The 17,252-nt window shown below is 65.1% G+C and carries 18 protein-coding genes; 9 read left to right on the top strand and 9 right to left on the bottom strand.

All coding sequences use genetic code 11. From position 1 onward, the window contains the following. Positions 1-244 precede the first annotated feature (244 nt). Positions 245-1,393 carry a ribonuclease D gene (rnd, locus tag QW863_RS00990; RefSeq protein ID WP_315712355.1) on the top strand — a complete coding sequence of 383 codons (1,149 nt, stop codon included), beginning with the start codon at positions 245-247 and terminating at the stop codon, positions 1,391-1,393. 90 nt (positions 1,394-1,483) lie between these two features. Here rnd and QW863_RS00985 read toward each other — a convergent pair whose 3' ends face one another. After that, positions 1,484-1,651: a hypothetical protein gene (locus QW863_RS00985; protein ID WP_315712357.1), complete on the bottom strand. Its 168-nt coding sequence runs from the start codon at positions 1,649-1,651 to the stop codon at positions 1,484-1,486. 28 nt (positions 1,652-1,679) lie between these two features. Here QW863_RS00985 and QW863_RS00980 point away from each other — a divergent pair, with 28 nt between their 5' ends. Beyond that, positions 1,680-1,856 carry a hypothetical protein gene (locus QW863_RS00980; protein WP_315712358.1) on the top strand — a complete coding sequence of 59 codons (177 nt, stop codon included), beginning with the start codon at positions 1,680-1,682 and terminating at the stop codon, positions 1,854-1,856. A gap of 21 nt (positions 1,857-1,877) precedes the next feature. Here QW863_RS00980 and QW863_RS00975 read toward each other — a convergent pair whose 3' ends face one another. The 3 genes from QW863_RS00975 to QW863_RS00965 are packed head-to-tail and all read right to left on the bottom strand — an operon-like array spanning position 1,878 to position 3,707. Then, positions 1,878-2,456: an isochorismatase family protein gene (locus QW863_RS00975; RefSeq protein WP_315712360.1), complete on the bottom strand. Its 579-nt coding sequence runs from the start codon at positions 2,454-2,456 to the stop codon at positions 1,878-1,880. Then, positions 2,456-3,079, bottom strand: a complete 624-nt coding sequence (locus tag QW863_RS00970) for a GNAT family N-acetyltransferase (protein WP_315712361.1) — start codon at positions 3,077-3,079, stop codon at positions 2,456-2,458. Before QW863_RS00970 ends, QW863_RS00975 begins: the two co-directional genes overlap by 1 nt. Then, complete coding sequence (locus tag QW863_RS00965; protein WP_315712362.1) at positions 3,066-3,707, bottom strand: hypothetical protein; 642 nt, start codon at positions 3,705-3,707, stop codon at positions 3,066-3,068. Before QW863_RS00965 ends, QW863_RS00970 begins: the two co-directional genes overlap by 14 nt. 55 nt (positions 3,708-3,762) lie before the next feature. Here QW863_RS00965 and QW863_RS00960 point away from each other — a divergent pair, with 55 nt between their 5' ends. Further along, entirely contained in the window at positions 3,763-4,806 is a 1,044-nt protein-coding gene (locus tag QW863_RS00960; protein WP_315712364.1) for a LysR family transcriptional regulator, read from the top strand. Positions 4,807-4,810: 4 nt separating this feature from the next. Here QW863_RS00960 and QW863_RS00955 read toward each other — a convergent pair whose 3' ends face one another. After that, on the bottom strand, positions 4,811-5,896 hold the full coding sequence (locus QW863_RS00955; RefSeq protein WP_315729332.1) for an autotransporter outer membrane beta-barrel domain-containing protein: 1,086 nt from the start codon (positions 5,894-5,896) through the stop codon (positions 4,811-4,813). A gap of 426 nt (positions 5,897-6,322) precedes the next feature. Between QW863_RS00955 and QW863_RS00950 the strand changes: the two genes are divergently transcribed. Then, entirely contained in the window at positions 6,323-6,532 is a 210-nt protein-coding gene (locus QW863_RS00950) for a cold-shock protein (protein ID WP_315712366.1), read from the top strand. A gap of 145 nt (positions 6,533-6,677) precedes the next feature. Here the strand turns inward: QW863_RS00950 and purN are convergent, their stop codons facing one another. Both purN and purM read right to left on the bottom strand, forming a co-directional pair. Next, positions 6,678-7,331 (bottom strand): phosphoribosylglycinamide formyltransferase, encoded by a 654-nt coding sequence (gene purN, locus QW863_RS00945; RefSeq protein WP_315712367.1) that lies wholly within the window; start codon positions 7,329-7,331, stop codon positions 6,678-6,680. A 13-nt stretch (positions 7,332-7,344) separates the two neighbouring features. Continuing rightward, the gene (purM, locus tag QW863_RS00940) at positions 7,345-8,418 is read right to left on the bottom strand and encodes a phosphoribosylformylglycinamidine cyclo-ligase (RefSeq protein WP_315712369.1); all 1,074 of its coding nucleotides are present in this window, start codon (positions 8,416-8,418) and stop codon (positions 7,345-7,347) included. A gap of 156 nt (positions 8,419-8,574) precedes the next feature. On the opposite strand from purM, the gene QW863_RS00935 reads away from it, so the two are divergent. The 4 genes from QW863_RS00935 to ppx all read left to right on the top strand — a co-directional run bounded on the left by QW863_RS00935 (position 8,575) and on the right by ppx (position 13,738). Further along, positions 8,575-9,129 carry a CDP-alcohol phosphatidyltransferase family protein gene (locus QW863_RS00935; RefSeq protein WP_315712371.1) on the top strand — a complete coding sequence of 185 codons (555 nt, stop codon included), beginning with the start codon at positions 8,575-8,577 and terminating at the stop codon, positions 9,127-9,129. Positions 9,130-9,187: 58 nt separating this feature from the next. Next, on the top strand, positions 9,188-9,865 hold the full coding sequence (locus tag QW863_RS00930; RefSeq protein ID WP_315712372.1) for a DnaA ATPase domain-containing protein: 678 nt from the start codon (positions 9,188-9,190) through the stop codon (positions 9,863-9,865). Between the two features lie 135 nt (positions 9,866-10,000). Next, positions 10,001-12,196, top strand: a complete 2,196-nt coding sequence (locus tag QW863_RS00925; RefSeq protein ID WP_315712373.1) for an RNA degradosome polyphosphate kinase — start codon at positions 10,001-10,003, stop codon at positions 12,194-12,196. Between the two features lie 42 nt (positions 12,197-12,238). Continuing rightward, positions 12,239-13,738, top strand: a complete 1,500-nt coding sequence (gene ppx, locus QW863_RS00920) for an exopolyphosphatase (RefSeq protein WP_315712647.1) — start codon at positions 12,239-12,241, stop codon at positions 13,736-13,738. 7 nt (positions 13,739-13,745) lie between these two features. On the opposite strand, the gene QW863_RS00915 is transcribed toward ppx, so the two are convergent. Continuing rightward, entirely contained in the window at positions 13,746-14,168 is a 423-nt protein-coding gene (locus tag QW863_RS00915) for a globin family protein (protein WP_315712374.1), read from the bottom strand. Between the two features lie 370 nt (positions 14,169-14,538). After that, positions 14,539-16,026: an aldehyde dehydrogenase family protein gene (locus QW863_RS00910; RefSeq protein ID WP_315712376.1), complete on the bottom strand. Its 1,488-nt coding sequence runs from the start codon at positions 16,024-16,026 to the stop codon at positions 14,539-14,541. A gap of 118 nt (positions 16,027-16,144) precedes the next feature. Between QW863_RS00910 and QW863_RS00905 the strand changes: the two genes are divergently transcribed. Next, positions 16,145-17,230 (top strand): substrate-binding domain-containing protein, encoded by a 1,086-nt coding sequence (locus tag QW863_RS00905; RefSeq protein WP_315712378.1) that lies wholly within the window; start codon positions 16,145-16,147, stop codon positions 17,228-17,230. The last annotated feature ends 22 nt before the right edge of the window (positions 17,231-17,252 follow it).

The raw sequence follows: 17,252 nt of genomic DNA, 5'->3' as shown, positions 1-17,252 counted from the left end.
CTTGTGCCTGATCGTGCTCGCGGTGCCCTCGGCGCGCCGGCCTGCGGGCCGCGTCCGGCATCACTGACCGGCGCCGGACGCGCCCTATCATCAACCATAGAGCGATCAGCTCGCGTCGCGGTGCTTGCGTTCGGGGCGGATTGGGCCGACAAGCGGACACGAATTCGTCCCGTACCCTTTGCCGACACCCTTGACTTGTCAGCGTTTTCGGACGACGGCGTAAGAGCCTCGTCATGGATCGTTCATGGACTTGATCACCACCACCGCGGACCTCGCAGCCGCCTGCGCCCGCCTCGCCCGCCACCCGGTCGTCACCGTCGATACCGAGTTCCTGCGGGAAACCACCTACTATCCCCTGCTCTGCGTCGTGCAGATGGCGAGCCCGGACGAGGCCGTGGTGATCGATGCTCTGGCCGAGGGCCTCGATCTCAAAGCCTTCTTCGAGCTGATGGCGAACGAGAAGGTCCTCAAGGTCTTCCACGCCGCCCGCCAGGACATCGAGATCATCTGGCACCGCGCCGGCATCGTGCCGCATCCGATCTTCGACACCCAGGTCGCCGCGATGGTGCTGGGGTATGGCGACAGCATCGCCTATGACCAACTGGTCGAACGCATCACCGGCCATCGCCCCGACAAGACCCACCGCTTCACCGACTGGTCGCGCCGGCCGCTGACCAAGGAGCAGGCGCACTACGCCGAGGCCGACGTCACCCATCTGCGCGACGTGTTCGCCGCGCTCGATGCCGATCTGAAGAAGCGCGGGCGCAGCGACTGGGTCAGCGAGGAGATGGAGATCCTGACCTCGCCGAAGACCTACGACTTCCACCCCGAGCGCGCCTGGGAGCGGCTGAAGACCCGCGTCCGCAAGCCGAAGGAATTGGCCGTGTTGATCGAGGTCGCGGCCTGGCGCGAGCAGGAGGCGCAGAGCCGCGACGTGCCGCGCAGCCGCGTGATGAAGGACGACGCGGTCGGCGACATCGCCACCCATGCCCCGACAACGATCGAGAAGCTCGGCAATCTGCGCTCGCTGCCCAAGGGCTTCGAGCGCTCCAAATGGGGCTCCGACATCGTTGCCGCCGTGCAGCGCGGTCTGGCGCGCGATCTCGCCGCTTTGCCCAAGCTGGAAAAGCCGCGCAACAACTCCAACGGCGCTGCGATCGTCGAGCTGCTCAAGGTCCTGCTGCGCATGACCTCGGAACGCCACGCCGTGGCGAGCAAGGTCATCGCCACCGTCGACGATCTCGAGCAGATCGCCGCCGATGACAATGCCGACGTTGCTGCGCTGCAGGGCTGGCGCCGCGAGCTGTTCGGCGAGGCCGCGCTCGCGCTGAAGCACGGCAAGCTCGCACTCGCCATCGAGAAGGGCCGCGTCGTCCGGGTCGACCGGGCCTGATCGGCGTCGCAGCGGCTCTGGCCGGCTGCGTCTTCCCGAGTCTGCCAAGTTGATTGCAGCAGGCGGCACGGGTGGTCATGATGCCGCCCATCATTCGGCGCTGGTCTGCCCCCTCAACTCCGCCTCGATTGTCTGGGACACCTCAACCAGAGCCATCGAAAGGATGTAGGCGCTGGTCGGCAGATTGAGCTGGCGCGCCTTTGCGATGGCTGCCCGGAGGCTGCTCGCCAGCTCTTTGAGCTCTTCCTCTCGGGTCATGTCGTGGTCTCGGTCCTGGAGCTGCCGCGTGAGCAAAGACGATTGCGAACCGCCGGAACAGAGGCTGCTGCGGCTGCTCAGCGAGAATCCGGTCGACCTGCACGTCGTCGAGGCCCTTCGCCTCGTCGTCGCGTTCAACAAGATCAGCGATCCGGCCGATCGCCGTATGATTATCGATCTGGCCGAACGACTCGCCTCAGGATGATACCGCCAATAGCCGCCGCGGTCACACCGCTAGACGGCCGCCGGCGCCGATAAGCTCGGCACTGTCGAGGACGCCGGCAAAATTGCCGATCACCTTGGTTACAACCAGCTTGTACAACGCGGCGTCGCCGGCGCAGGCCTGCCGGCAGGCGACGGCGTCTCCGATCACCTGATAGCGGTGACTGCGGTGAAAGCCGTCCACCACCGTCGAGAGGATCGTCTCGTCCAGCGAGAAGCCGAGCAGCACGCAGCGCATGCTGCGCATGTTCGCCATGTACTCGGCGAACCGGGCCGAGCTATAGGCCGAGGGCAGTGGATGCTCGAACGCGAGCTCCCCCGGGGTTGGCTTGAAGTCCGGAAGCCAGTTCGTCAGGTTGGAGGCCGGGTTGAACCAGGCTGCCTGTGCGATCCGCTTGAGATGGACGACCGGCCACAGGTTGTCGCGCCAGAGCGCGATCAACTGCCGGCACAGCGCCATGACGACGTCGCCATCGGCGATCAGATGCCTGCGCCCCTCGGCGAGATATTCGCACTGCAGATCGGCGCAGACGAGAACAGGCGGATCCGCCTCGGTGGCACCGAACAGATCTCGGCCCGTCATCACGGTCTCGCTGCGGCGAAGTCGTGCAAGGGCGACGATGCCGGCCGGCCGGCCGAGAGATCGAGCACACCCGGCCGATCCCAGTCGCCTTCCGGACGAATGATCATGTAGGGATCGCTGTCGAGCGTGATCGCATCGTCGCACGGCTCGAGGTCCAGCACCATCTCCGTGTAGGAGAAGTCGGAGAATGTGAGCTTGCGATTATGGCCGAGCGGCTTGGCGCCGAAATGCGCCCAGAAATCAACGAGACGATCCTGCGCGTGGCCATAAGCCTTCTTGAAGCCCTTTCGCCTGCAATAGTCGAGCGCCTCGCGAACCAGCTTGAACGACAGCCGGGAACGCCGGTACTGATGGCGCACCGCCAGCCGCTCGACCTTGGCGAAGTCGCCGAAGAAGCGCACGCGTACGCATCCCGCCGGCTCCTTGCCGACGAAACCGAGGAAGTGGGCTGCAACCAGATCGTTGCCGTCGAACTCCTCCTCCATGGGACAATCCTGCTCGGTCAGGTAGACCGCCGAGCGGATCGCCGTAACGAGCATGAGGTCATTCGGATCGCGCGCGATGCGCACCGTGATCGCGCGGGGATTTGTCTTTGCCGCCATGGCCGAACTAATGCTGTGCATCCGCAATGCTCCCTTGTTCGAAACCCTTCATCGACTGGATCGAAGGCGCGATCATCTCCGGCATCCGGTTCCACGGCCGCTGATACCACCAGAGATCGGGCTGAAAGCTCGGTACCGGCGTGAAGCCGAGCGCGCCGAGAAACGCGCGCCCTTCCGGACTCGATGGTTGCGCATAGTAATCGGCTGCGCGAAATCTCGCGCCTTGCAGCGCCTGCGCGACATTGCCGAGACCGATCGCTCCTCGCCCTTGCGCGACGAGCGCCCAGACATAGATGGCGGCTACGTCTTCGTCCGGCCGCGCCAGAAATCTGCGCGGCGGATCATTCAAATTGAACTCATCCAGGAGCAACGCATCGAGGCCTGAGCAGTTGAGATAGAGGAAGGCGATGCCGCCGAGCAGGTTCCTGCCGCGGTAGAGCGCGAAGATCGAGTCCGGATCGTGCCGCAAGAACTCCGCAAGCTCGTGTTCTGAGGCACGAACGCCCGGTATTTCCCGGCGTGCGAGCGCCGTGAGCTCGCCGAGCCGATCGAGCGTGACCGCCTGAGCCGCGACCCGATCCGTCCGCGGCAGCGCGTCGAGCTGATGTCGCAGCGTGAATTCTGTGCTTCCGCGGTGAGGGTTCTGCATCTATGTTTCCAGCTTGGCTTTGATGACGTCATCATACTTGTCGGAGCTGGAGTGTATGCGGCAACATTTGCATCGGGGTGCTGCATCCACGCAGCGCAGGAAGTCTGACGAAACGCTTAACCCCTCATGGGAGGATTTGAGAGCATTTCTGCTCTGTACGCGTCACCGCAGCTTCCGAAACGCGGCGGATGTTCTCGGACTGACCGGCACGACCCTGATGCGCAAGATCGACCGGCTCGAGGAAGAGCTCGGATGCAAGCTCTTCATCCGTGATCAATCCGGCCTGTCGCTCAGCGACGAGGGACGATCGTTGCTCTTCGACGTCGAGCAGATGGAGCGGCTGAGCTTCAACATCTTCCGGCGCGCTTCGCTGTCGACCGACACTCAGGGGTCGGTGCGCGTCGCCGTGACCGAAGGCCCCGGCAACTTCTGGATCCTGCCGCGACTGATCGATTTCCAGAAGACCTATCGCAGGATCACCGTCGATCTGAGCTGCGCGATGCAGCAGGCCGACGTGTCGCGGCTGGAGGCTGACATCTCGATCCAGTTCGAACGGCCGACCAACCCTGACGTGATCGTTGCAAAGCTCGGCCGTCTGCACATCTACGGCTTCGTGTCGGAAGCCTATCGCGACGCGCATGGACTGCCGACATCGCTGGCGGAGCTCAAGGATCATCGCATCATCAAGCAGCACGGCGTGCAGCTCGACGAGACCGGCTATGCGCGCATCCTCGGCTTGGAGTCCCTCGAAGGCATCGTCGGCATCTCAACCAATTCGAGCGTTGCCGTGCTTTACGCGGTCGAGCGCGGCGCCGGCATCGGCTTTCTGCCGACCTCGGCGGTCGCGCTCGGGGCGCCGCTCGTTCCTGTGGATCTCGGCATCAACTACCACATGGATCTGTGGATGACCTATCACAAGGAGTTTCGCAACTCCGACCGACACAAGGTCGTCATCGACTGGTTGAAACGCATCTTCGATCCGAAGGTCCATGCCTGCTTCCGGGACGAGTTCATCCACCCGCTGAATCTCGTGCCGCTGATGGCGCCCGCGCGGGATGTCGTCGGCTTCAACGGCTACGTCGCGCCGAAACCCGTATGACGAGCTACCATTTGAACTCGACGCCGAGCGTGCCCTGATGCGATTGCAGCAGCGAGCGAAGCTTCGCATCGTAGTTGAGATAGAGGCGTGCCGTTCGATTCAGGGATAGCGACAGTGCCGCGCCGGCGTCGGCGCCGTAGCGGCCCTCGCCAAGGCCCTGCAGCGTGATGCTCTGCGGACCGAGGCTGACGGTCACCGCGCCGAGATTCTGGCTGAAATTGTCGACCAGCTTGCCATAGGCCGAGACGTCGAGGATCTTGCCGTCGACGATGAAGTAGCGGCCGAACTCGGCGCCGACGAGAACGCGGGCGCGCTCCAGCGAGGTACCGCTGACCGACAGCGGATCGAGCCCGCCCGCCTCCTGGAATGCCGCCGTCGTGGCGCGCGTGTATTCGAAGGCAAGCTTCGGAACGATCCGGCTCTCACCGATGCTCCAGTAGTAGTCAAGCTCGCTCAGCACGCCCGTGATGTGGGCGCCGTAGACCGACGTCGCCGTACCGAGGCTGGTGTCGCGCCGCGCACTGATCCCGCCGAAGCCATGGACGACCGCGATCGCCCAGGTCCAGGGTCCCTGGTCGACCGAGGCGTTGAACCCGAACTGTGTGAGATCGAGCGTCGCCGCTTGCAGCGCCAGCGGCAAATCGACCCAGGTCCGGCTCTGGTCGACGGATAGTCCGACATTCACGCCCGGCATGAGACGCATGCCGATACCGGCGACGCCGCCCCAAGTCGTCCTCTTGTCGCCGACGAAGTCGCCTTGCGCATTGCTGCGGACGGTTGCGCCATACATCTCGCCCCAGGTCCGGAACCGAGGCTGTTCCGAAGCCTCCGGCGCGCCGCCGCCGCCGGGATTGCTCCGCGGCAGCCGGGTGGCGCCCTGCGTGGCCTGGGTACCGAGCCGTTCGAGGAAGCTCGCGCCGAGATCGAGCACGGTTCGGTCGGCCGAGCGTTCGGAACTGATCGCGCCCGGTGCAGGACTGGGCAGCGGGCTCGGCGTTGGCGTCGGGCTTGCGGCGATGCTCGGCAGGCTGGCCTGCGCGGCGCAGGGCGAAGAAGCGGCGGCCAAACCGAGCCCGCCGATGAGCAGCATCGCCCCGCATGCGCCGCTGCGCATTCGCCAACCCAGCCTGGCCTGAGACGCCCCGCGCATCGATGCCCCGTTCGCCGCCCGCTCAAATTCGCTTCAATATTGCAGCGATGTTCTGCCCGCAGTTCCCGATCGCGGTCAATGAGGATTGCCATGTCGCGGCTGCCCTGCAAGGATTTGTGGTTCCAGCGCCACAAGCCACGCAGTTGCAGCAGCAGCCGGCGACGCGACGCCGCGACGCGTTCTCATCAGTCCGCCAACCTTGATATCGGCGGAAAATCGTGTTGCAATCTCCCGTACAATCGGATTGGCCGTTCGACTGTGCGTTTCGCGACTTCGGAAATTGAGCAGATCCCGGGAAGCCCGTTTGTGGCGTGGCACGCGCGAGCGTGGCCGCGTCTTTTTTTCGTCTAGACGAAGGAGACAGCGATGCCGACCTACAAGGGCAGCGTGAAGTGGTTCAACCCGACCAAGGGATATGGCTTCATCAAACCGGCTGGCGGAGACAAGGACGTGTTCGTCCACATCTCGGCCGTGGAGCGTGCTGGACTGACCACGCTCAACGAGAACCAGACGATCGAATATGATCTGGTGGAGAGCCGCGGCAAGACGTCGGCAGAGAACCTGAAGCTCTCGTGAGCATCGTCCCGGCGGAGGGCGCCACAGCGCGGGTTCGTAAACCTACTCACGAGCTCCGCGTCACGCTCGCTCGCCGCGGATGATCAGACTTCGTCAGCCTTGATGTACCCCGGCCCCGCCGGGGATTTTTTTCGTCCGGCGACAGCTACCGGACGACGGGCCAGATCAGCGCGTGATCGCCCTGCTCCACGGACGACGTCCGGCAGAGATCGCCTTCGAGCCGCACCAGGCCCTTGGCCAGCAGCTTCAGCGCCTCGGGATAGATGCGATGCTCGACGCCGAGAATGCGCGTCGACAGGGTGTCCGGCGTATCGTCGTCCCTGACCACGACCGCGCCCTGCATCACGATCGGACCAGCATCCGTCTCCGGAATGACGAAATGCACGGTGGCGCCTGACAGCTTGACGCCGGCACGCAGCGCCTGGCCGTGCGGATCAAGGCCGGGGAACGATGGCAGCAGCGACGGATGAATGTTCAGCATCCTGCCATACCAGCGCTGCACGAACTCCGCCGTGAACAGGCGCATGAATCCGGCCAGGCAGATGATCTCGATGCCGCGTGCATCGAGCGCCTGCTGCAGTCTGGCTTCGAACCCTGCGCGGTCCTTGCCGAACGGCTTGCTCTCGATGATTTCGATCGCGACGCCGCTTTCCTGCGCTTTCTGCAGTCCGGCCGCATCGGCTCGGTTGGAGATCACGATGGCGACCTCGGCCGGAAAATCCGGCTGCGACGCCGCGTGGATCAGCGCGGCCATGTTCGACCCACGGCCCGAGATCAGGATGGCGACGCGGCGCTTCATCGGCTCACTCGTCTCACAGAGCCAGATCGAGGGCGCCGGTGTAGATCACGCGCTCGTCGCCTGTCGCAGCAACGACCTCGCCGAGCCGTGCGACGTGCTCGCCATTCGCGGTGAACACCTCGATGACGGCATCGACGGCCTCGGCCTTGACGATCGCGATCATGCCGATCCCGCAATTGAAGGTGCGCAAGAGCTCGCGCTCTGCAATGCCACCCTGCTCCGCCAGCCATTTGAAGACCGGCAGCACCGGCAGGCCCGTCAGGTCAATCGAGACGCCGAGATGCTTCGGCAGCACGCGCGGAATGTTGTCGGTGAAGCCGCCGCCCGTGATGTGTGCGAGCCCCTTCACCGCACCGGTCTCGCGGATGGCGCGAAGGCACGATTTCACATAGAGCCGGGTCGGCGTCAGCAGCGCCGCGCCGAGAGTCAGGACCGGCGCGAACGGTGCCGGCGCATCGAAGCCGAGGCCGGACTGGGCGACGATCTTGCGCACCAGCGAATAGCCGTTGGAGTGGACGCCGGAGGATGCGAGCCCCAGCACCACGTCACCGGCCGCGATGTCGGGAGACGGCAGCAGCGTCCCACGTTCCGCCGCGCCGACCGCGAAACCGGCAAGATCGTAGTCGCCGTCCTTGTAGAGGCCCGGCATTTCCGCGGTCTCACCGCCGATCAGCGCGCAGCCGGATTCCCGGCAGCCTTCGGCGACACCGGCGACGATCGACGCCGTCGCCTCCGGGTCGAGCTTGCCGCACGCAAAGTAGTCGAGGAAGAACAGCGGCTCGGCGCCCTGCACGACGAGATCGTTGACCGACATGGCGACCAGGTCGATGCCGATGCCGCCATGCAGCCCGGTCTCGATCGCGATCTTCACCTTGGTGCCGACGCCGTCGGTTGCCGCGACCAGCACCGGATCCTTGAATCCGGCGGCCTTGAGGTCGAACAGGCCGCCAAAGCCGCCGATCTCGGCATCCGCGCCGGCGCGGGCGGTTGCGCGCACCATGGGCTTGATCAGATCGACCAGACGGTTTCCGGCATCGATATCGACGCCCGAATCTGCATAAGTGAGCCCGTTCTTGCGCTCGGTCATGGTAAAAACCCCTAATCTGGCCGCTGGTTACGTCGGAATCCGGCCGCGCGCAATGGCTCGCAAGGGGCTCGTCCCCATACTATCTAGGAACGGACCGGTTCGCCCTGTTTCGGAATCGGATTGTCTTTTGATCGAGTCGTCGTCGGGACCCGCTGCGTGACCATTCCCCACAGTATCCCCAATCTGATCACGCTGGGTCGAATCCTGCTGGTTCCGATCGTCGTCTGGGCCATTGCGGCCGGCCAGATGGAGATCGCATTTCTGGTCTTCGTGGTCGCGGGGGTGAGCGACGCCGTGGACGGCTTCCTGGCCAAGCGCTTCAACCTGCGGTCCGAGTTGGGAGCGCTGCTCGATCCTCTCGCCGACAAGGCACTGCTGGTCTCGATTTTCGTCACGCTTGGCATCTGGGGCGCGATCCCGCGCTGGATCGTCATCCTGGTGGTCTCGCGCGACATCATGATCGTCTCGGCGGTGATCGTGTCCTGGCTGTTCGACCGGCCGGTCGCGATGAAGCCATTGATGGTGTCCAAGCTGAACACGGTCGCCCAGGTGGGATTCGCGGCGCTCGTGCTGGCCTCGCTCAGCTTCGGCTTCGAGCCCCAGCCCTACGATGTGGTGCTGATGGTGCTGGTCACCGTCTTTACCCTCGTGTCGGTCGGGCTGTATCTCGTCGACTGGGTGCGTCACATGAGCACCATCGAGGTCCGGTGATCCTCCGCGGAGGGCCCGTCCCGACCTCACGCACCACACGATACGGAGCAATTCGATCTTGGCTGGCCATATCCCCCCTCGTCAGCTGGCCTTCGCGCTGCCGCATGCGGAGAGCCTGACGCGGGACAATTTCTTCGAAGGTCCAGGCAACGCGGCCGGGCTCGCTCTGGTCGACGCCTGGCCGGAATGGCCGGCGCGGACCATGTTCCTGGTCGGCCCCGACGGCTCTGGCAAGAGCCACCTCGCCGCCATCTGGGCCGAGCGGGCTGGCGCCCGATCGCTGTCCGCGCATGCCCTCGAGGCGAGCGTGGTCCCTGGGGCGCTCGCCACCGGCGCGCTGGTGCTGGAGGATCTGACGGCAACCGATCTCGACGAGCGAGCGCTGTTTCACCTCCTGAACCTGGCCCGCCAGGACGAGGCTTTCGTGCTGATCACGGCGCGCGAGGCCCCGGCGGCCCTGCCCATCGCCCTGGCCGATCTGAGGTCGCGGCTGCGCGCCGTCCCGATCGTCACGCTGCTGCCGCCCGACGACCAGCTGTTCCGCGCCTTGATCGTCAAGCTGGCCGCGGACCGGCAACTGGCGATCGACGAGACCGTGGTCAGCTATCTCGCAAGCCACATCGAACGGTCCTACGCGGCCGCCCGCCAGACCGTCGCACTGCTGGACGACGAGTCCCTGCGGCTCGGACGGCCGGTCACCCGGGCGCTGGCGGCGGAGCTGCTCCGCCCGCTGTGACCCGCGGCCATCTTGACGGCGGACGGGCACGGAACCCCAATGGTGCCGGCAACGTCATCCCCTGGTTACCCAGATTGGGCTACGGTCGACCGTTCGCGACTGGTTCGCGACTGGATGGATATGGATCGAATTCCGATGGATACCGAGCAAGTTACTGAAATCTCAGAGAAAGAACCGGTCGCCGCGCCGTCCATCGAGATTGCCTCGAGCCCCGAGCGATTCATCAATCGGGAATTGTCCTGGCTTCACTTCAACCGCCGCGTTCTGGAGGAATCGGTCAATCCGCGCCATCCCGCCCTGGAGCGGGTGCGCTTCCTGTCGATTTCCGCCAACAACCTTGATGAATTCTTCATGGTGCGCGTCGCCGGCATCCGCGCCCAGGTCCGCGAGGGCATCGCCGAGCGCAGCCCCGACGGGCTGACGCCGACCGAGCAACTGAAGCTGATCAACGAGACGGTGTCGCAGCTCGCGATCGACCAGCAGGCGATCTGGCGCGACCTGCGCAAGTTTCTCGGCGAGCTCGGCATCGTGCTCGTCGACGGTCAGGACGTCACCAAGAGCGAGCGCGCCTGGATCGAGGACCACTTCCTCGCCAACATCTTCCCGCTGCTGACGCCACTCGCGATCGATCCGGCGCATCCGTTCCCGTTCATCCCAAGCCTCGGCTTCACGGTGGCGCTGCAATTGATCCGCTCCGCCGACGGGCGCCCGATGAACGCCCTGATCCGCATGCCCGGCAAGATCGACCGCTTCATCCGCTTCCCCGGCTCCAAGGATGGCGTGATCCGCCTGATCACCCTGGAACAGGCGACCGGCCTGTTCATCGGCCGGCTGTTTCCCGGCTACACCGTGAAGGGCCAGGGCGCCTTCCGGATCATCCGCGACAGCGAGATCGAGATCGAGGAAGAGGCCGAAGACCTGGTGCGGCTGTTCGAAACCGCGCTGAAGCGGCGCCGTCGCGGCTCGGTGATCCGGCTCGAGATCGAGGCCAACATGCCGGAGGAGCTGCGCCGCTTCGTGCAGAATGCGCTCTCGACCACCGATGACGAGGTGTTCCTGGTCGACGGCGTGCTGGCGATGAACGAGCTGTCGCAACTGACGCGCGTCGACCGGCCCGACCTCGAATTCGCGCCCTATGTGCCGCGCCATCCCGAGCGTGTCCGCGACCATGGCGGCGACATCTTCGCCGCCATCCGGCAGAAGGACCTGATCGTCCATCACCCTTACGAGTCGTTCGACGTCGTCGTGCAATTCCTGCAGCAGGCGGCGCGCGATCCGGACGTCGTCGCGATCAAGCAGACGCTGTACCGCACCTCCAACAACTCGCCGATCGTGCGCACGCTGGTGGAAGCTGCCGAAGCCGGCAAGTCGGTGACAGCGCTGGTCGAGCTCAAGGCGCGTTTCGACGAGGAGGCCAACATCCGCTGGGCCCGCGATCTGGAGCGTGCCGGCGTGCAGGTCGTCTACGGCTTTCTGGAGCTGAAGACGCATGCCAAGCTGTCGATGGTCGTGCGCCGCGAGGGCGGCAGCCTCACCACCTATGTCCACACCGGCACCGGCAACTATCATCCGGTGACGGCGCGCATCTACACCGACCTGTCCTACTTCACATCGGACCCGGTGATCGGCCGCGACGTCACGCGGGTGTTCAACTACATCACCGGCTATGCCGAGCCGATCGACATCGAGAAGATGGCGGTGTCGCCGCTCACGCTTCGCAAGCGCATGATCGAGCACATCCACGGCGAGACCAGCTTCGCCCGCCAGGGCAAGCCGGCCGTGATCTGGATGAAGATGAACTCGCTGGTCGATCCAGACATCATCGACGCGCTGTATGAGGCCTCGCAGGCCGGCGTCTCGATCGAGCTGATCGTGCGCGGCATCTGCTGCCTGCGTCCCGGCCTCCCCGGACTGTCGGAGAACATTCGCGTCAAATCGGTGATCGGCCGCTTCCTCGAGCATGGCCGCATCTACTGCTTTGGTATGGGTCAGGGCCTGCCGAGCGCCAAGGCCGCCGTCTACATCTCCTCGGCCGACATGATGCCGCGCAATCTCGACCGCCGCGTCGAGGTGCTGTGCCCGCTTCAGAACCCCACCGTCCATCAGCAGGTCCTGGAACAGATCATGGTCGCGAACCTGAAGGATACCGAGCAGAGCTGGCAATTGTTGCCGGACGGGTCGTCAACGCGTATGAAGGCCGCGAAGGGCGAGGAGCCGTTCAACCTGCACAATTACTTCATGACGAATCCGAGTCTGTCCGGCCGTGGAAAGTCGCTCAAGGAATCATCGCCGCGCCGGCTCACGCGCCGGAATGAACGCTCTCCTTCATAGGGGCTGTCTGCACCGGGGCCTTCTGCGACGGGACATGCCGTGGTGAAGCGGCCCGGCACGAGGTCCGCCAGCGTCGGTGTCATCGACATCGGCTCGAATTCGGTCCGTCTCGTCGTCTACCAGGCGATGGAACGCAGTCTCGTCACCGTGTTCAACGAGAAGGCGCTGTGCGGGCTCGGTCGCGAGGTCCAGACCACCGGCCTGCTCGCGGCCGATGCCGTCGACAAGGCGCTGACCGCGCTGAAGCGCTTCCGCGCGTTGTGCAAGGTGCAGCGGGTGGGGCAAGTGCATGCCATCGCGACCGCCGCCTGCCGCGATGCTTCGAACGGCCCTGATTTCATCGCCAAGGCCGAGAAGATCTGCGGCGTCCCGATCCAGATCCTCACCGGCCCCGAAGAGGCACGCTATTCGGCGCTCGGTGTCATCTCCGGCATTCACAAGCCCGATGGCATCGTCGGTGATCTCGGCGGCGGCTCACTTGAGCTGATCGACGTGCGCGGGCACCAGGTCCGCAGCGGCGTCACCCTGCCGCTCGGCAGCCTGGCGCTGCAGGATCTCGCCGAGAAATCGCTGAAGAAGGCGCAGCGGATCGCGAGCGAGGCGCTGACCGACCTGCCGCAACTGCTGGCCGGCCAGAACCGCACCTTCTATGCGGTCGGCGGCACCTGGCGCGCGCTGGCGCGCATCCACATCATCCAGAGCGGCTATCCGCTCGGGGTGATGCACGGCTATGCGATTCCGGCGGCCGATGCGCTGGCCTTCGTGCGCCGGCTGCGTCGTCTCGTCGCCGCCGACATGCTGGCCGACATCGAAGCGATCGCCGAGGCGCGGCGCCCGCTGCTTGCCTATGCTGCGCTGGTGCTCGAGCACATCATCCGCGTCGCCAGGCCGACGACCGTCGTGTTCTCGACCTTCGGCGTGCGCGAGGGCCTGCTCTACTCCAAGCTTCCAGACGCCGAGCGCGCCAAGGACGGGCTGCTGTGCGCGGCGCAGGGCCTCAACGAGCTGTTGTCGCGCTCGGCCCAGCATGCCCGCGAGCTGATCGACTGGACCGACCGCCTGTTCCGCGTAATGCACATCCGCGAGACCGAGGACGAGCGCCGGCTGCGGCACGCCGCCTGCCTGTTGTCCGACATCGGCTGGCGCATGCATCCGGACCACCGCGGCGAGCAGACCTACGGCATCGTTCTGAACGGCAATTTCGGCTCGATCAACCACGAGGGCCGCATCTTCGTCGCGCTGTCCGTGTTCTTCCGCTACGAGGGCCTGCGCGACGAGGCGGCGGCGCCTGCCCTTACCGAGCAGCTGAGCCCGGCCCAGATCGATCGTGCGCGCCTGCTCGGCACCGCGTTTCGCGTCGCGCATCTGATCTCGGCGGCGCGGCCCGGCGTGCTGCCCGCAACGCATTTCCGCACCCAGGACCGCAAGCTGATGCTGGTGTTCGAGCACCAGATGGTCGACCTCGTCGCCGACCGCGTCGGCGGACGCTTCAAGCAGCTCGCGCGTCTCGTCGGCCGCTCCGGCTCGATCGTGCGCAGCTAGATCCGGATCAGGACCGCGGAGCGCCGACCGAAATTGCGATCATGCGCTTGGCGATGACGCCATAGACCTTGCGCCAGGCCTGCTCGACCTCATCATTCCAATGCGGACCAAGTCCTTTGGCGAGGCTCCACAATAGTGCTTCGCCGACCACCGGATAGTGCTCAGGCCGGACTCCATAGCGCGCATGATTGCGGCCGAGGATGTCGGTGCTCGACAACAGACCAGTCGTCTGATCGAGGCTGCCGACGAGGACCGCCAGGGTCGCGATGAAGTCCCGTTTCAGCACATCCATGTCGGCGGGAAACATCGCCCGACATTCCGGCGCGAGCTCGAAGACGCGGTCATAGAACGTCGTCGTCATCTGTGTAGCATTGGCAAATACCAAGTCGAACGACGACTTGACGTGCGCAATCTCATCTGCAGTCAACATGCGCAAGTCCAATTCGAAACAATTCCAATCATGGCCCGATCAGTGGAGCTCGACGTAGTGGTGTCGTGGCGGCCCGAACGGGTTCAAGATTATAAGAAGCAGACGACCGCGCCCTGCGGTACTTGGCAAAGGCGCGGCACCGTGCCGCAGCACTGTGGATTGGCTTGTGATCCTGCCGCGACGATGGCTGACCGACTCAGTGATCGGAGACGGTAACGGCAACAAACACAACGGCCATCGTGTTTCTCACAGGCCATCGGAGGACGCCGACACGCCGGCCGCCGACCGGCGCCAAGGCCGACTGATCCGTTGGACCGCGCAGACGGCCGCCGATGCGAATGGCGGCCGTCCGCGTCAACCGACGCCTGGCTCACACCGCGAGGTTCATCCAGACGGATTTCGGCTCCGTGAAGTTGTCCAGCGCGGCCGTGCCGTGCTCGCGGCCCAGTCCGGAGTCACGATCGCCACCCCAAGGCAGCCGCACATCGGTGTACCCATAGGTGTTGATCCACACGGTGCCGGCGCGCAGGCGCTTGGCGAAGCGATGGACGCGCCCCATGTCGCGGCTCCAGACGCCGGCGGCCAGGCTGTAGGCCGTGCCGTTCGCCATCCGCAGCGCTTCGGCCTCGTCCCTGAACTTGATCACGCTGACCACGGGTCCGAAGATCTCCTCCTGCGAAATCCGCATGTCGTGCGTGACGCCGGCGAAGACGGCGGGGCTGACGAAATAGCCGCGGGCGGCCGCGCGCTGGCCGCCGGTGACGAGCGTGGCGCCTTCGTTGCGTCCGATGTCGACATAGTCGAGGATCGTCTTCATCTGCCGTTCGGAGATGACCGGTCCGAGCGAGGTTGCGCGATCGAGCGGATCGCCGATCCGCAGCGCCCGTGCGCGCTCGGTCAGGCGCTCGACCACCTCGTCATACACGCGCTCGTGCACCAGCACCCGCGATCCGGCCGAGCACACCTGCCCCGTGTTGAAGAAGATGCCGCTGGCCGCAGCCTTCGCGGCGGCCCCGATGTTCGCATCGTCGAAGATGATGTTGGCCGACTTGCCGCCGAGCTCGAGCGAGACGCGTTTGAAGTTGCCGGCCGCCGCCTTCATGATGCCGCGGCCGACGCCGGGCGAGCCGGTGAACGTCACCTTATCGACATCGGGGTGGTTGACCAGCGCCTCGCCGACGGTGCGCCCGGGGCCGGTCACGATGTTGAGAACACCGGGCGGCAGTCCGGCTTCGAGCGCGAGCTCCCCGATCCGCAGCGCCGACAGCGACGTCAGCTCGGCGGGCTTCATCACAACGGTGCAGCCGCAGGCCAGCGCCGGCGCGAGCTTCCACATCCCGATCATCAGCGGGAAATTCCACGGCACGATCGCCGCGACCACGCCGACCGGCTCGCGCACCGTATAGGTCAGCGCATCATCGCGCGTGGAGACGACTTCACCGCTGATCTTGTCGGCCCATCCGGCGTAATAGGTGAGCGTATCGATGGCGGCGGGAAGATCCTGGCGCAGGATCGCCGACACCGGCTTGCCGGCATCGAGGCTTTCGAGCTCGATGATCTCGTCGGCATGGTCGCGCAACAGCTGCGCCCATTTCAGAAGGATCGCGCCGCGCTCCGCCGCACGCATCGTTCGCCACGGCCCTTCGAAGGCCTTGCGGGCCGCGGCGACTGCGAGATCGACATCCTCGGCATTGCCCTCGGCGACCGTCGCAATCGCCTGCTCGGTTGCAGGATTGAGCGACGTGAAGGTGCGTCCCGAAACCGAGGGAACATGCCTGCCGCCGATCAGGAGCTGGAACGGCTTCGTCAGATAGGACGTCCCCCTCGAGCCGCGCTCGTAATCATATGCAATCGACATCATATTTCCTCCGTTTGTTGTATACCAATGAAGGTAAGAACAAATATCTGTTCGTAAATATGATATCTGTTGCCTATGGCCGGCGGTCATATGAAGCCGACTTCACAAGCGGGCCCTGATGTTGCGGATCGCGATCGAACCTGTCTGGCGCTTCTACAAGGACGACGGCCCGCAGAGCATCGTCGTGATGCTCCGCGTGCTCAGTGAAATCGGGAGGACGGGTAAGATCACCAGCGCGGCCAGTGACGCGCATCTGTCCTATCGTCACGTCTGGAATCTGATCGAGCAGTGGTCTGAATTCTTCGGCGTGCCGCTGGTCGAGACCCAGCGCGGCAAAGGATCGAAGCTCACGGCGTTCGGCGACAAGCTGGTCTGGGCCGGCGAGCGCATGCAGGCTCGCCTCGGCCCGCAGCTCGACAATCTGGCGCAGGAGCTGGTGACCGAGATCAAGCCGTTCCTGCAGTCGCATCCTGGCGTGATCCGCGTTCACGCCAGCCACGGCTTTGCCGTCGCCAAGCTGCGCGAGCTGTTGGATCGCGAGTCAGGCGTCGGGGTCGATGTCCGCTATGTCAGCAGCCAGCATTCGCTGGCCTCGCTGGCGCAAGGCGAATGCGACCTGTCGGGACTGCATCTGCCGCGCGGCGAGCTGCGTGCCCAGAACATCCAGGCCTGCCGGGATTGGCTCGATCCCAAGCAGGACTGCGTCATCAGCTTCGTGACCCGCGAGATGGGGCTGATGGTCAAGCGCGGCAATCCGCTGTCCATCCGTTCATTGGCCGATCTTGCCGACGGCAGGGCGCGCTTCGTCAATCGCGATCATGATTCCGGCACCCGCCTGTTGTTCGATCAGTTGCTCGCGTCACAAGGCATCGACGAAACCAGCATCAATGGCGCGCAGCAGATCGAGTTCACCCATGCCGCCGTCGCCGCCTATGTCGCGAGCGGCATGGCCGACGTCTGCTTCGGCGTCGAGGCCGCCGCGCGGCAGTTCGGGCTCGACTTCATCCGTATCCTCACCGAGGATTATTTTTTCGCCTGCCATAAATCGTTTCTGGAAACCGACCCGATGCGGCGGGTGCTCGAGGTGATGAAGGGCGACGAATTCCATCGCGCCGTCGCTGCCCTGCCCGGCTACCAGCCAGCCGCCACGGGATCGGTCCACACCGTCCGCGAATTCCTCGATCGGCTGGATGCGGAGTCCTGACGCCGCCCGGTCGGATGCGGCG

The organism is Bradyrhizobium sp. SZCCHNR1017 (genome assembly GCF_032381375.1).
In the GTDB taxonomy this organism is placed as follows: domain Bacteria; phylum Pseudomonadota; class Alphaproteobacteria; order Rhizobiales; family Xanthobacteraceae; genus Bradyrhizobium.
The sequence above is the reverse complement of the archived record's forward strand: the minus strand, read 5'-3'. Positions and strand labels throughout refer to the sequence as shown.

Coding starts and splice junctions, on each gene's coding strand:
- QW863_RS00925 (WP_315712373.1), top strand. CDS start 10,001: ATGGATACCGAGCAAGTTACTGAAATCTCAGAGAAAGAACCGGTCGCC.
- QW863_RS00910 (WP_315712376.1), bottom strand. CDS start 16,026: ATGTCGATTGCATATGATTACGAGCGCGGCTCGAGGGGGACGTCCTAT.
- QW863_RS00950 (WP_315712366.1), top strand. CDS start 6,323: ATGCCGACCTACAAGGGCAGCGTGAAGTGGTTCAACCCGACCAAGGGA.
- purM (WP_315712369.1), bottom strand. CDS start 8,418: ATGACCGAGCGCAAGAACGGGCTCACTTATGCAGATTCGGGCGTCGAT.
- QW863_RS00905 (WP_315712378.1), top strand. CDS start 16,145: ATGTTGCGGATCGCGATCGAACCTGTCTGGCGCTTCTACAAGGACGAC.
- rnd (WP_315712355.1), top strand. CDS start 245: ATGGACTTGATCACCACCACCGCGGACCTCGCAGCCGCCTGCGCCCGC.
- QW863_RS00960 (WP_315712364.1), top strand. CDS start 3,763: ATGCGGCAACATTTGCATCGGGGTGCTGCATCCACGCAGCGCAGGAAG.
- QW863_RS00985 (WP_315712357.1), bottom strand. CDS start 1,651: ATGACCCGAGAGGAAGAGCTCAAAGAGCTGGCGAGCAGCCTCCGGGCA.
- QW863_RS00970 (WP_315712361.1), bottom strand. CDS start 3,079: ATGCACAGCATTAGTTCGGCCATGGCGGCAAAGACAAATCCCCGCGCG.
- QW863_RS00965 (WP_315712362.1), bottom strand. CDS start 3,707: ATGCAGAACCCTCACCGCGGAAGCACAGAATTCACGCTGCGACATCAG.
- QW863_RS00955 (WP_315729332.1), bottom strand. CDS start 5,896: ATGCTGCTCATCGGCGGGCTCGGTTTGGCCGCCGCTTCTTCGCCCTGC.
- QW863_RS00915 (WP_315712374.1), bottom strand. CDS start 14,168: ATGTTGACTGCAGATGAGATTGCGCACGTCAAGTCGTCGTTCGACTTG.
- purN (WP_315712367.1), bottom strand. CDS start 7,331: ATGAAGCGCCGCGTCGCCATCCTGATCTCGGGCCGTGGGTCGAACATG.
- QW863_RS00975 (WP_315712360.1), bottom strand. CDS start 2,456: ATGACGGGCCGAGATCTGTTCGGTGCCACCGAGGCGGATCCGCCTGTT.